General features: G+C 49.9%; 10 protein-coding genes. 2 read left to right on the plus strand and 8 right to left on the minus strand.

The window, feature by feature from the left end; all coding sequences use genetic code 11:
• Window positions 1-89: 89 nt before the first annotated feature.
• The 5 genes from lepB to murC form a co-directional block, all read right to left on the minus strand.
• Window positions 90-665: a signal peptidase I gene (lepB, locus tag DXB18_RS09245; RefSeq protein WP_118707441.1), complete on the minus strand. Its 576-nt coding sequence runs from the start codon at window positions 663-665 to the stop codon at window positions 90-92.
• 363 nt (window positions 666-1028) lie between these two features.
• Window positions 1029-2201: a ribose-phosphate pyrophosphokinase gene (locus tag DXB18_RS09250; RefSeq protein WP_118707375.1), complete on the minus strand. Its 1173-nt coding sequence runs from the start codon at window positions 2199-2201 to the stop codon at window positions 1029-1031.
• Window positions 2202-2371: 170 nt separating this feature from the next.
• Complete coding sequence (locus DXB18_RS09255; RefSeq protein WP_118543175.1) at window positions 2372-3373, minus strand: ATP-binding protein; 1002 nt, start codon at window positions 3371-3373, stop codon at window positions 2372-2374.
• Window positions 3374-3486: 113 nt separating this feature from the next.
• The gene (locus DXB18_RS09260; protein ID WP_118707377.1) at window positions 3487-4512 is read right to left on the minus strand and encodes a DnaD domain protein; all 1026 of its coding nucleotides are present in this window, start codon (window positions 4510-4512) and stop codon (window positions 3487-3489) included.
• A gap of 265 nt (window positions 4513-4777) precedes the next feature.
• Window positions 4778-6157, minus strand: coding sequence for a UDP-N-acetylmuramate--L-alanine ligase (murC, locus tag DXB18_RS09265; RefSeq protein ID WP_118707379.1), 1380 nt, complete (start codon window positions 6155-6157; stop codon window positions 4778-4780).
• 242 nt (window positions 6158-6399) lie between these two features.
• Between murC and DXB18_RS09270 the strand changes: the two genes are divergently transcribed.
• Window positions 6400-9318, plus strand: coding sequence for a transglycosylase domain-containing protein (locus DXB18_RS09270; RefSeq protein WP_118707381.1), 2919 nt, complete (start codon window positions 6400-6402; stop codon window positions 9316-9318).
• 3 nt (window positions 9319-9321) lie between these two features.
• Window positions 9322-9888, plus strand: coding sequence for a hypothetical protein (locus tag DXB18_RS09275; RefSeq protein ID WP_118707383.1), 567 nt, complete (start codon window positions 9322-9324; stop codon window positions 9886-9888).
• A gap of 101 nt (window positions 9889-9989) precedes the next feature.
• Here DXB18_RS09275 and DXB18_RS09280 read toward each other — a convergent pair whose 3' ends face one another.
• The 3 genes from DXB18_RS09280 to DXB18_RS09295 form a co-directional block, all read right to left on the minus strand.
• The gene (locus tag DXB18_RS09280; protein WP_118543170.1) at window positions 9990-10490 is read right to left on the minus strand and encodes a QueT transporter family protein; all 501 of its coding nucleotides are present in this window, start codon (window positions 10488-10490) and stop codon (window positions 9990-9992) included.
• Window positions 10491-10772: 282 nt separating this feature from the next.
• Window positions 10773-11645, minus strand: coding sequence for a YitT family protein (locus DXB18_RS09285; protein WP_118543169.1), 873 nt, complete (start codon window positions 11643-11645; stop codon window positions 10773-10775).
• Window positions 11646-12057: 412 nt separating this feature from the next.
• Entirely contained in the window at window positions 12058-13233 is a 1176-nt protein-coding gene (locus tag DXB18_RS09295; protein WP_118543167.1) for a M20 family metallopeptidase, read from the minus strand.
• Window positions 13234-13325 lie beyond the last annotated feature (92 nt).

Genomic DNA, 13325 nt, shown 5'->3' on the forward strand with positions numbered 1-13325 from the left:
ACACCAAATAACAATATTGATTCTACGACAAGAGCCGTGCGGGCTGCCTGCCGGCAGCTCACACGGCTCTGTGAAATGCATGATATTGTTTATTTCAGCACTCCCGGTTTTGGGAAGTAGCGGAATAATACTTTCGCGATGATCTTCTCGCGTTTTACATACGTGTTTTCCCAACGGCGTGCATCCATGGAATAGTTCCGGTTGTCACCCATCATAAAGTAACAGCCCTCCGGTACCTCAAAATGCATCGGTGCCTCCGGAATCATGGGTTCACGGATATACGGCTCGTCGAGCGGAGTATCGGAACCATCGATATAGACCTTTCCGTCGATGATGTCGACCGTCTCTCCCGGAAGACCAATGATACGTTTTACGTAGTAAATCGATTCATCATCCGGAAAACGGAAGATCGCGATATCGCCTCGTTTCGGATCTGAAAAATGATACGAAAGTCTGGAACCGATGACACGGTCGCCTGTCATGATCGTGTTCTCCATGGAACCACTCGGTACTTCACTGTTTGCGATAATAAAGGTATTCAGGACAAAGGCAATGAGTGCTGCAGATACAATGATCTTGACCCATTCCAAGAGTTCTTTTTTCCAGCCGCCCGGCTGCTCCTCCTGTTTGCGGGAATTTTTCTTCTGGCTCTTTACCGGCTCCATATGCGGTACTTCTGTTTCTTTCTCTGTGTTACCGGTCTTGATTGCTTCTCTCCGGAGTTCCTGTGCGATTTTCTGCGCTTCCAGCTCAGCAGTCTGTATTTCTTTCTCAGAAAATGCTTCTGTATCTGTTCCTGCTGCACCTGAAGCTGCCGTATTTTCTTTGGCAGAAAAACTTTCTGCATTTTTTTCTGCCGCCTCTGCCGGATCCGCAGCTGTCGTATCATTTTCCGCCAAAGCCTGTCCGTTTTCTGCCTGTTTCAGACGGTCTGGTTCCCCAGCCCAGTGCTGTCCGGCCCGCATGCCGTCGAGTCCGCCCAGAAGCGGATCCTTGTTTGTTCTGTCTTCACTCATGAAATAACCACCTTATTTATTGCGGTACTTGTCCAGGAGCTTGTTGATACGCTTGGTCGGGCTCAACAGCTCGCTTAAGGAATCATCGTGATTTAAGTTATCGATGATCAGGGCAATGTACTTACTCATATCTACATCAATGTAGTACGGTCTGGATAACAGCTCCGGAGTCTGGTAAACCACGTTGGTGGTCAGGATCCGGTCGATCAGACCGTTCTCATAATATTCATCAAATTTTGCCAGTCCGTTTGTGAACAGACCAAACGTTGCGCAGATAAATACTTTTCTTGCTTTTCTGCGCTTTAATTCTTTTGCGACATCCAGCATACTCTCGCCGGAAGAGATCATGTCGTCAACGATGATCACGTCCTTACCTTCTACGCTGGAACCTAAGAACTCGTGTGCCACGATCGGGTTGCGTCCGTCTATGATCTTGGTGTAGTCACGGCGCTTGTAGAACATACCCATGTCCAGGCCAAGCACGTTTGCAAAATACACAGCACGGCCCATACCGCCTTCATCCGGGCTGATGACCATCATGTGGTCACTGTCGATCTGAAGCTCGGTCTCGTTCTTTAACAGATGCTTGATGAACTGGTAGATCGGCTGAACGGTCTCAAAGCCCTTTAACGGGATCGCGTTCTGCACACGCGGGTCATGCGCATCAAAGGTGATGATGTTCTCAACGCCCATGTTCATCAGTTCCTGTAACGCCAGGGCGCAGTCTAAGGACTCACGGCCGGAACGCTTATGCTGACGGCTCTCATAGAGGAACGGCATGATGACATTGATCCGGCGTGCCTTACCTGCTGCTGCCGCAATGACACGCTTTAAATCCTGATAATGGTCATCCGGGGACATATGGTTGGTCATGCCGCACAGGGAGTACGTCAGACTATAGTTGCACACATCTACCATGATGTAAAGATCATCGCCTCGAATAGAAGACTCAATGGTTCCCTTGCCTTCGCCGGAACCAAAACGCGGGGTTTTTGCATCAATAATATAAGAATCTCTCTGATATCCTGCAAACGCGATCGTAGATTTATGCTCACTCTCGCGTTCTTTTCTCCACTCAACCAGCCAGTCGTTTACCTTTGCGCCTAACGTGGAACAGCTCTTCAACGGGATCAATCCTAATGGTCCTACCGGAATGGTCTCAATGGTCTTCTCTTCGTAAATCATCTTATCCTCCATGCTCTGTGTTTATATTTATTTGTTTTTGTGCAGCAATAAAAATTGCCGCAATATCGCTTCTTTTATATCATTATGCCTCAGTTAAGTCAAGACAATCCCCGCAAACTTTCGCTTTAAAAATGGGACTGATTTCTTTTTCACAATCTTAATACTTTTTTTCATTTGCTTCCAGCAGCAAGCGCACGCTTCTTCATGCGGATATCTGCCCCATAGAGCGGAATGATCCGGTAACTGCTCATGATCCGGGAAGTCACACGGTCGGAATAAGTGTCCTTTAACATGCCCATGGACAGATTCGTGGAAATGATCGTCCCCTTCTTTCTGCCAATGCGCTCATTGATGCAGTAAAAAAGCTGGGAAGAAACAAAGGAATTGTTTAACTCCGTTCCCAGGTCATCAATGATCAGCATGTCGCACTCCACAATGTAACGATAGCTTTCCTCGATATCCTCCTCACTGTCGCGCCCGAACTTATATTTGGAAAAAATCTCAAACAACTCGTTGGAGGACAGATAAATGACGGAGATACACCGGTCGATCAGCGCCTTTGCAATGCAGTTGGTAAGAAATGTTTTGCCGACGCCGGTACCGCCGGTAAACAGAATGCTGTTCCCTTTCTGCGGATACTGGTCTGCAAACTCCCGGCACTGCCGTACCACGATCTCCATGTAAGCGCGTTCCGTCATGCCAAGCTGCGGCACCTTTTCCGTATCGTCGTAAAAATCGAAACGGAGACGGTCGAAATTTTCCTCTTTCAGAATGGATTCGATGTTGGACTGCGCATACAGGATATTCAGCCGCTGACGTTCAAAGCAATGACAGCGTTTTCCATTCACATAGCCGGTGTCCTGGCAATCCGGACAGTCATAGCGCAGCTCCATATAATCTGCCGGGAAACCGGCCGCCTTTAACAGTGCCAGTTTCTGCTCTCTTAAGTCTGCCAGCTCCTCCTTTAAGTGCGTGCGGGCACCCGGATCTCCATTCAGGACCTTTCTGGCACAGTCTGCCGCCCGGCTGCTGATCTGCCGGTCCAGCTCCTGAATTGCCGGTACTTTCTTATATACTTCCTCGACCCGCGCTTCCATGGCGCGGCGCTGCAAGCGCTGCCGTTCTTCATACCCGCGCATGACTGCGTTGTACTGGGAATTGCTCAGTGCCATTGTTGATTCTCCTTCTTAACTGCTAATCGCTGTTTCCTGCTGTTCACCGCTGCTTCTTACTGCTGTCTGTCTCTTTCTTTTGCCCACAAACCCTGCTGTCAGCGGCTTTCTTCTTACTGTTCCCCGATCCAGTCCTTCACCTGGTTTAATACCATGGAATCATAATCGGTGTTTCTCTGTTCAAAATTCAGGAACTGGTTGTTTGCCTGCCGGTTGTTTTTCTGGGATTTCTGATTTTTCTGGCCTTTATACTTTTCATCCAGCACGGAAATATCCGTCAGGCTGTGAACCCCGGCTTTTCTCCACTCGGAAAGGATCCGGTCTGCGTAGCGGAAGCTCGGATTGTGTGTTGCCTCGATGGTACGGTTGCACGCTTCCAGCACCACTTCTTTGGTAAACCCGTATTCGCCGAACCACCGCTCGATCATTTCCCGTTCCATTTCCCCCGGATTTCTTCCGGTCAGACCAAATGCCCGCATAACAGAAAACGAATTCTTCGTAAAACCGCTCGCATAGGCCTTTGCCTGGTCAACCGTCGCAAACCCCTTCTCGTGCCAGCTGATGGCAACGGTCTCTATGTAGCGGATACTGGTATGGCCGCCCTGCACACAATACTCCACCACGTACTCCAGAAGTTCTGCCGACATATGAAGTCCGTCATAGAGGTACGCAAACACCTCCAGCTCCCTTGGAGTAAAGATTTTATTTAAATAGCGCTGCGCAATGTAGAGCAGTTCTGCAAATTCGCTGTTTCCCTGCAGGCTGTTCACCTGGTCCTGGCTGTAAAGCGGTCGTGCCGCTTTTGTTTCTTTTTCCTGATCCGCTGCCGCAAGCTCCGACTGGGCCATGGAAGCATTCGCAGCTGCCACTGCACGCTTTTCTCCCACACTTGGGGATGCCGCCTGTTTTGGTGTACCGATCACCCCAAGTTTTTCCCAGTAGGCAATCGCCCGCCGGATATCCGCTTCCGTATGGTTCAGTCCGTCCGCAATCTTTTCGAGGCTGACCGGTTCGTCCTTATGCCGGAGCAGATACAAATATACTTTCACATATTCCCCATTGGCCTCTGCCAGATAGCGGTCAATAAATTCATTGGAAACCAGGGTTGCATCCACCTGGAAACGATATGTAAAACTCATAAAAATCTCACCTTTCCTGTCTGGTAACATCTTACCACATCCAAATTCAAAAAGAAATAGCCGAGTTTATCCACAGAATTCATTGTGGATAATGTGGATAATGTGGATATAACTCTTTTTCCGTAAGGGAAATGTGCTCGAAAAACGTCGAAATGTCAATAAAACCGCGGTTTTTGAAATTTTTAGACAGCTTATTATGTAAATTAAAAAATCCACATAGTCCCTTTACATAAAAAGTGGAAAACTATGTGGATAATGTGGATAACTATTTGTTAAGAAGCTTCTCCCCAACTTTTACAATGTCTCCGGCGCCCATAGTTATCAACAAATCACCGGTGGAACAATTTTTTAAAAGAAATGCTTCAATTTCTTCAAATGCTGGGAAATAATGCACTTCCGTGCCCAGTTTTTCGATGCGGGAAGCAATATCTGCAGAGCTGATCCCCAGTGTATCGGTCTCTCTTGCCGCATAGATATCTGCAAGAACAACTGCATCTGCCGCAGAAAGCGCCTCTGCGAACTCATCCAGAAATGCTTTGGTGCGGGTATAAGTATGCGGCTGGAATACACACCAGAGTTTTTTGTGTGGATAATTCTTTGCCGCCTTTAAGGTTGCCGCGATCTCCTGTGGATGATGTGCGTAATCGTCGATGATGGTAATGCCATTCAGCTCGCCCTTCTTTTCAAAACGGCGGTCCGTTCCGGTAAAATGAAGAAGACCTTCCACAATTGCCTCATCCGGGATAGCCAGTGCCTTTGCTGCAGCGATAGCAGCCAGTGCATTGTATACATTATGCTCGCCAGGAACACCCAGCGTAATTGTTCCGGCTTTCTTTCCCTGCTCCATGACCGTAAAGGTCGGACGTGCGAACGCATCGTATGTAATCTCTGCCGCGCTGTAGTCACTCTCTGCGCTATGGCCGAAGGTCACCACCTTGCAAGGCAGCCCGCCGCAGATCTCCTCATAGTTTTTGATATCACGGTTGATGATCAGAAGTCCCTTCTCATCCAGCTTCTGCGCAAACAGGCGGAAAGAATGGCGGATATCGTCCAGATCCTTAAAGAAATCCAGATGATCTGCTTCTATATTTAAGATGATCTCCATGGTCGGGAAGAACGAGAGGAAGCTATTGGTATACTCACAGGCCTCGGTCACAAACAGCTCCGGTCCGCCTACACGGATATTGCCGCCGATGGAATGCAGGATTCCGCCGACAGAAATGGTCGGGTTCTTCTCGGCTGTCAGTAAAATCTCAGTCAGCATGGAGGTCGTGGTGGTCTTTCCGTGGGTTCCGGATACCGCGATCGCCTCTCCGTAGTTTTTCATGATCTGCCCTAAAAGTTCTGCACGGCTCATCATAGGGATACCACGGCGCACAACCTCGGCATACTCCGGGTTATCCGCATGAACTGCTGCGGTATAAACCACCAGATCAATCTCATCGGTGATGTTCGCTGCTGCCTGACCGTACATGACCTTAGCACCTGCTAAAGCCAGATGGTCCGTCAGCTCACTCTCATGTGCATCGGAACCGCTGATGCGAAAGCCCTCCTGCATTAAAATCTCTGCAAGTCCGCTCATGCTGATGCCGCCGATGCCGATGAAGTGAATGGCAATGGGTTTCTTAAAATCTATCTGATACATAATGGGTTCCATCCTTTTCCTTAATTAATTTTATCATGCATTCCATGATTAAAATTCTTCGTAACTGTTCCGTGCTTTCACAGTCACAATTCTTCTTATATATTATGCTGCTTCATATTCTTTTCTTTTTTACTTCCTTTTGCGGGAAAAGTCAATGTTTTTCTAGTCTTTCCATGGAAATTGTAATATAATCGTATAGAAAATACGGAACGAAAGGAGTCTGTTTACAGAGGTATCTTACTATGAAATCTAACCATACACCGAAATCGCTTGCTGGTGCCGTTCCCGACTTCTTTGTCAGTCTGTTCGGCATCCTTGGATGGCTTTTGCAGTCCATTCTGCATTTGCTTACCTGCGGACTGATCCTTTGCGGAATCATTGGCCTGCTCATCTATGCCAAAGTACGCCCACAGCTTGATCACTGCCGGGAAGTTGCCTACGATAAGCTCGCGCAGATGCAGCGCCAGGACTTCAGTATGCTGTCCGACACAGAAATATACGATAAAAACGACCAGCTCATCGGACTGATCAATGCCGGACATTATGAATATGTCCCGATCAGCCAGATCAGCATGAATCTGCAGAATGCTTATATTGCCCAGGAGGACCGGCGTTTTAAATCACACACCGGTGTCGACTGGATCGCGACCTTCCGCGCAGGTCTTGCCCTCATCAAAAACCGCGGCGAGATCACACAGGGCGGAAGCACGATTACCCAGCAGGTGGTAAAGAACACGTACCTGACCCAGGAACAGAGCTTTACCCGGAAGATCGTAGAAATTCTGCTGGCGCCGGAGATTGAGAAAAAGTTTTCCAAGGCAGATATCATGGAATTTTACTGCAATACCAATTTCTACGGCAACCACTGCTATGGCGTGGAAGCTGCCAGCCGCTATTACTTCGGCAAGGATGCCAGCGACTTAGACCCTTACGAGGCCGCTGTTTTAGTCGGCATCAGCAACAGCCCCACTGCCTACAATCCCGTCCGCAACCCGGAAGCTTCTTTAGAAAAGCGCAACGATGTCCTGCACAGCATGCTGGAGGTGGGCTATCTCACGGAAGATGCCTACAACAGTGCCATCAGCCAGCCTTTAAACATCGTTCAGGAGGAAGGTGAGGGAAGTAACGAGAACTACATGAGCAGCTATGCCATCCATTGCGCAGCTTTGGCGCTCATGAAGCTGGAGGATTTCCCGTTCCAGTATACCTTCAAAGACAAATCCGATTACGATTCCTACATAGAAAATTATCAGGCCACCTATACCGAAAAAGCGGATGATATCCGTGCGGGCGGCTACCGCATTTACACAACCCTCGACCAGAATCTGCAGCAGACCCTGCAGACCCAGCTGGACGATGTTCTTTCCCCGTACACAGAACTTCAGGACAACGGAAAATATGCCCTGCAGGGCGCCGGCGTCATCGTAGACAACCAGACTGACTGCGTGGCTGCCATCGTCGGCGGACGCGGCACCACAGACGCTTATAACCGCGCCTACCTAAGCGCAAGACAGCCGGGAAGTACCATCAAACCACTCATCGACTATGGGCCGGCGTTTGATACCGGAGAATACTATCCGGCCCGCCTGGTTGACGATCACAAATTTGAAGGAGGTCCTTCCAACAGCGGCGGCTCCTACTATGGCAACGTTTCTGTCCGGGAAGCCTTAAACCGGAGCTTAAATACCGTGGCATGGCAGATTCTCACTGATATCGGTGTTGATTACGGTCTGAACTATCTGGGAGAAATGGAATTCCAGAAGCTTACTTACATCGATAACGGCGTTCCATCCTTAAGTATCGGCGGCTTCACCAACGGCGTCCGTGTTGTGGACATGGCGAAGGGCTACAGTACACTGGCAAACGGCGGGATCTATAACGACCAGACCTGCATCCGCAAGATCGACCACGAACATAACGGAGAATTAACCAAAAATTTAAAACCTCATACCCAGGTTGTCTACCAACAGGATTCCGCCTATATGCTGACTGATGTCCTGAAAGGAACCTTAAATGAGCCTTACGGAACCGGCTACGGACTGGCACTGGAAAGCGGCATGCCTGCTGCCGGTAAGACTGGTACCACCAACAGCAGCAAGGATACCTGGTTCTGCGGCTATACCCGCTACTACACCACTGCTGTCTGGGTCGGCTACGATACCCCGCGCGCAATGCCTGGCATCTACGGCAAAACCTATGCCGGAAAGATCTGGAAACAGGTCATGGACCAGATCCACGAAGGCAAAGAACTGTTAGACTGGGAACAGCCTGCTACCGTGGAAATGACCACCGATCCTAAAAGCGGCATCACGGACCTGTTCAGTTCTACCTTAAGCGAGCGGGCTCAGCAGAGTCTCCACGATAAAGAACAACGCAAGCTGGAGACCGATCTGGAAAATGCCGTAACCTCATTTGAAGACAAGACCATCGAGACCGTGGAAGACACTTACTGGGTCAAGGAACAGTATCAGAGCATCATCTCCAAGCTGAACCTGATGGACGGAAGTGAAAAACGGACCGAACTGTTGGAGCGCATGACCAGGCGCAACGAAGAATTCACGCCGATCATCAACGACATGAAGGACACCATTGCCCTTTACGAAGTACAGAAAGCAAAGGAAAAAGCAGAAGCCCAGAAAAAGGCAGAAGAAGAAGCCGTTACGACACGGAAAAACCTGGAGATCCAGACCAGGAAGAACACCTTCTTAAGCGCCCTGCGCGATGTTGAAAATCTGGAATACCAGTCTGAAGATGCCGAAGACATTGTCCAAAATGCCATCGACAAGCTTTCCCTGGTAGAAAGCTATGAGGAAGCTGCCTCCTACAAAGAACGGCTCCAGAAAGCAATCGACCGCATTGCCACCCTGCCTACCGAAAGTGAGTGGGAAGCCGAACAGGCAAAGAAAGAAGAAGCGGAAGCAGCGGTCCAGGCCGCGAATGAGCAGAAGATCGGTCTGGAGCAGCAGTCCCTGCGGAATTATTTAAGCCAGGCAAGCCGCAGCTGGACCACCTGGTCTTCCCAGATGACCGACAATGCAGGACCCGGAATCGATCATAATTCCGGTACGTCCAGCGTTCCGGGATCCGGCACGACCACTGCACCCGGCTCTGGCAGTTCCCAGGCTGCCGTCACTACAGCACCGACGGGAGGAGGAAATTAAACGATGAATCAATATAATCCTGCCAAACAGGCTGAGGCGATCGACAACGTAACATCCACCTCTGGCAAATCGGCTGAAGTAATTGATACCGCCAAAATCCAGGCAGCCCTGGAAAAACGCGTCGACCAGGAGACTGCGTCGCTCCCACGCCTGACCGTTCCAGATATCGACGAAGATCCTTCTTCCCCAGATCCAGAACCTGCCGCCGGTCATACAACCGATCTCTCCGGTGAGATCCAGACTGCCAGACAGATTTCCGAATCCGGAGCAGGCAAAAAAACATTCTTCAAAAAACGCAGCACCGACCACTCCGCAAGAGAACGCTGGTGGGACCCTTCGGTCCGCTCCTGGTTTTATACCTTTATGTGCATGAACATGCCGGTTGTCGGCTGGTTCTACCTCTTCCATGAAGCGAAACACGAAGAAGACCCGCATCGAAAGGAATTCGCGCGGGCCTACCTGTTTTACAAACTCGTATTTCTCATTGCGGGGCTAGTTGTCCTGCTGATCCTCCTGTTGATCGGGCTGGGGCTCTTAGACCAGCTGCTTGCCTATATGGAGATGCTATAACAATATTGCACGATAACGAATGAAGGCGAAAGTTCCCGCAGCCGCCATGCATGGCGGCTGTTGGAACTTTCGCCCCTTTGATACTTACTGTGTTAAATTGTTTACTGTGCAAATACAGCTCTGTGATGCCGCTCCAGCGCGAGCAGCAAAATATTTCCGAGTACTCCGACTGCCAGGATCTCTCCGATTCCAACGGTTACCATAGCGAATGGGATCAAGTCTGTGGAGCCATAGGCATAGCGCAGGACCCACGGAATGATGATGGTGTTGGAAAGGATCGGCGGAACACATACCAGCCATTTGCTTTTCTTTCCAAGATAGTAGGAACCCAGTGCCCCGATGAGGGTTGCGATGCTGCCGAACACCACATCGAGCGGTGCTGCTCCGCAAAGCAGGTTTGCGAGGAAACAGCCGATGGTAATGCCTGGTACCGCACCCGGAAGGAAATACGGAAGCACGCACAGTGCTTCGGAAATCCGAAACTGGATCGGTCCGAATGCGATCGGTGCCACGATCATGGTCAGTGCCACATAAATGGCTGCAATGGCTGCACTCTGGGTAAGACGACCGGTTACAGAGTTGTAGTTGTACCTCTTGTTCATGATATTGTTCTCCTTTAGTTTTGTTTTACGAGTGGAAGGTCACGAACACTCGATTCATTTTCGCGCAGCAATGAGTCAGGCATTCATGCTTGCATGAATATCTGACGAATGCCGCGGAAGGCATATACCGCAGGTATATGACCTTACGCCGGAAATCGGCGATAGCCCTGTAAGACCTTGTTTTTATGGGCTTTACAACGTGGAAGAGTATAGCATAGGCTCTATGCAAAATCAAGAATGAAGTTCTGCGATTCTCTGTATACAATTTATTATTCATTCATCTTACAAGTTCCGGTAATCCCCAAGGAATCCTTCCCCATAGGTTTCCTTGGTCGGTGAGACAATGATAAACGCCTTCGGGTCATGCCGGTCGATGATCTCTTTTACCAGGTGAAACTGTTTGCGGTCCACGGCGCAGGTCAGGGTCAGGCCTTCTTTCCCGCTGTAGCCGCCGATGCTCTTATAAAATGTAGTACCGCGGTCCAGTGTTTGCATGATTTCCTGTGCGATCTCTTCGTTCTTTTCGGAGTGGACCGTGATCATGCTTCCCCGGTTCATACCGTAGAGAATGGTATCCATGGCCTGGGTTGTGCAGACAATGGAGATGATACCGTACATGGCTGCCTCAATCTCACCAAACACCAGAATGGAAGCACCGACAACCACAAAATCCACCAGCATGATTGCATAGCCGGTCTGCATATAAGGACGGAGCTTCTGCAAAAGCTTGGCCAGGATATCGCCGCCGCCCGTTGTGGAATTACGCATGAAGATCAGTGCCATGCCGACTCCGGCAAAAATTCCGCCGAACGCGCAGGCGATCAAACGGTCTCCTTCATACTGCCATATTCCGGACGCAGAGACAAAATCCTGGACCACACTCATCCAGATAACCGTGCGGATCGTTTTGAGAGTCATTTCCCGGTCCAGTAAAAACCAGGAAGCCAGAAGAAGCGGGATATTAAATACCAGACTCATGGTACCAATCGGCAGGGAAAACAAATGGTTTAACATCAGCGCAATACCAGACACGCCGCCCGGCGCAACGTGGCTTGGCTCGATAAAACACCAGATTCCGATTGCCTGCAAAAAGGCCCCGGCAAAATCAAACAATGCATCCAGTCCCAGTTCTTTCCATTTTTTCTTTCTACTCATCACATGTCTCCTTCCTGCGTCTGGCGCTCAGCCGTCCAACGCTAAGTTATTCCTTCATGATTCTCCCTGGTTGCTTCAGCAATCAGCCGCCTTAGCGCAAGTATACTGCTTCACGGTTTTCTTTGACCGGTGCACAACAAGAACCACGGTCCCTCGATACGCACCGTAATAAAAAAGAGGACCAACTTTCCCGTCAGCCCTCTTTTCATTCCTATAGCCGCTGCACGAAAATAGTCTCTTCGCGGCTGCAAGAGGTTTTGTACCCTCGCAGCTGCGTCTCTTCTATAATCCATGCAAGCAGCATTTCTTTTCTTTCTCGTGACTCTGTCACTTGCTTGTCTCGCCGTTTGCCAAGATCGCGCACGCACGCTCCTAGCTCACTTACGCTCATTATACCATATTTTGTCGTTTGTTACTGGTTTTTCTTTTTATTTTCGACAAATTCTGCCTTGATCTGATCCATCAGTCCGTCTGTGGTGATCAGGTCGTAGCAGGCACCGGCAATGGCTTTTGCCCCGTAGATGACGCAGTTGTGAGCGTTCTCGCTCTTGCCCGCATCTACGAACTCCTGGGAATGGGAGGCGGTTCCCTCCGGCACGAATGCCACACGGATACAGGAACCCGGGATCTCATACATGACATTGCCAAAATCCGTGGAACCGGTCTTTTCTCTCGGCGGTGCCAGCTGCGGTGCACCCGCAAGCTCAGCATTCTCCATCAGAAGTTTGTTTAAACCAAGTACCGGAATCTTATTGTAGAAGAAAGTTCCTTCCTTGATCTCATAAGTAACGCCTGCAATCAGCGCAGCGCCCTTGATGATGTCCTGGAAGCGCAGGCTGACTTCTTCCAGTTCCTTTCTGGAGAAGGAACGCAGGGAGAATTCGCCTTTTGCGGTAGCCGGAACTACATTGGACGGACCCGGAAGTTCGGTCATGCAGTAATGCATGCGCACATCATCCGGCACATGCTCCCGTAAGAATTCTACGCCCTGGAATGCCACCAGCATTGCATCGAATGCACTTCTGCCCTTTTCCGGCGCGAGCGCTGCATGGGCGCGGTGTCCGTGGAACGTCACGTTGTAACTTTTCTGTGCCAGACACTTGATATCGGTACAGGTATTCGGGCCGCCGTGCATCATCAGTGCAACATCCAGCTCTTTGAAGCAGCCATTCTGGATCATCTGGACCTTGCTTCCGAAGGTTTCCTCTGCCGGAGTTCCATATACCACTAACTGGAACGGCTTATCAGTATCCAGGTTCTTTAAGGCAACTGCCGCGCCAAGGCAGCCCGGACCCTGCATGTGATGTCCGCAGCCATGTCCGAGATTGCGGAGAGCATCGTACTCACACAGGATGCCAAGCACCGGACCGCCCTCGCCGTGGCTGTAGGTGGCACGGAAAGCGGTTTTAAAACCGCCAACGCCCATCTGCACATCAAAGCCATTCGCAATCAGATAATCGGTCAGAAGACCGCTCGCAAAAACTTCTTCGCCCTCGTACTCCGGGTTATCAAAAATCTGGTCTGCCATGGAGCACAGCGTATCCCGCTGCGCATCGATGGCCTGAAACAGGGATTTCTTATCGCTCATGATTCCCACAATTCCTCCTTTTATACATTACGGCCCACACGCTGCACAAACAGCAGCGCGCCAACCGTACCTTTTATGCAACTTCCGGATAT

The organism is Clostridium sp. OM02-18AC (genome assembly GCF_003481825.1).
Lineage (GTDB): Bacteria > Bacillota > Clostridia > Lachnospirales > Lachnospiraceae > Brotaphodocola.

Excerpts from the sequence above, each read along its gene's own strand:
- DXB18_RS09285 (WP_118543169.1), bottom strand. The coding sequence starts at position 11,645 with ATGAGTAGAAAGAAAAAATGGAAAGAACTGGGACTGGATGCATTGTTT.
- DXB18_RS09275 (WP_118707383.1), top strand. The coding sequence starts at position 9,322 with ATGAATCAATATAATCCTGCCAAACAGGCTGAGGCGATCGACAACGTA.
- DXB18_RS09280 (WP_118543170.1), bottom strand. The coding sequence starts at position 10,490 with ATGAACAAGAGGTACAACTACAACTCTGTAACCGGTCGTCTTACCCAG.
- DXB18_RS09295 (WP_118543167.1), bottom strand. The coding sequence starts at position 13,233 with ATGAGCGATAAGAAATCCCTGTTTCAGGCCATCGATGCGCAGCGGGAT.
- lepB (WP_118707441.1), bottom strand. The coding sequence starts at position 665 with ATGGAGCCGGTAAAGAGCCAGAAGAAAAATTCCCGCAAACAGGAGGAG.
- DXB18_RS09255 (WP_118543175.1), bottom strand. The coding sequence starts at position 3,373 with ATGGCACTGAGCAATTCCCAGTACAACGCAGTCATGCGCGGGTATGAA.
- DXB18_RS09260 (WP_118707377.1), bottom strand. The coding sequence starts at position 4,512 with ATGAGTTTTACATATCGTTTCCAGGTGGATGCAACCCTGGTTTCCAAT.
- murC (WP_118707379.1), bottom strand. The coding sequence starts at position 6,157 with ATGTATCAGATAGATTTTAAGAAACCCATTGCCATTCACTTCATCGGC.
- DXB18_RS09270 (WP_118707381.1), top strand. The coding sequence starts at position 6,400 with ATGAAATCTAACCATACACCGAAATCGCTTGCTGGTGCCGTTCCCGAC.
- DXB18_RS09250 (WP_118707375.1), bottom strand. The coding sequence starts at position 2,201 with ATGATTTACGAAGAGAAGACCATTGAGACCATTCCGGTAGGACCATTA.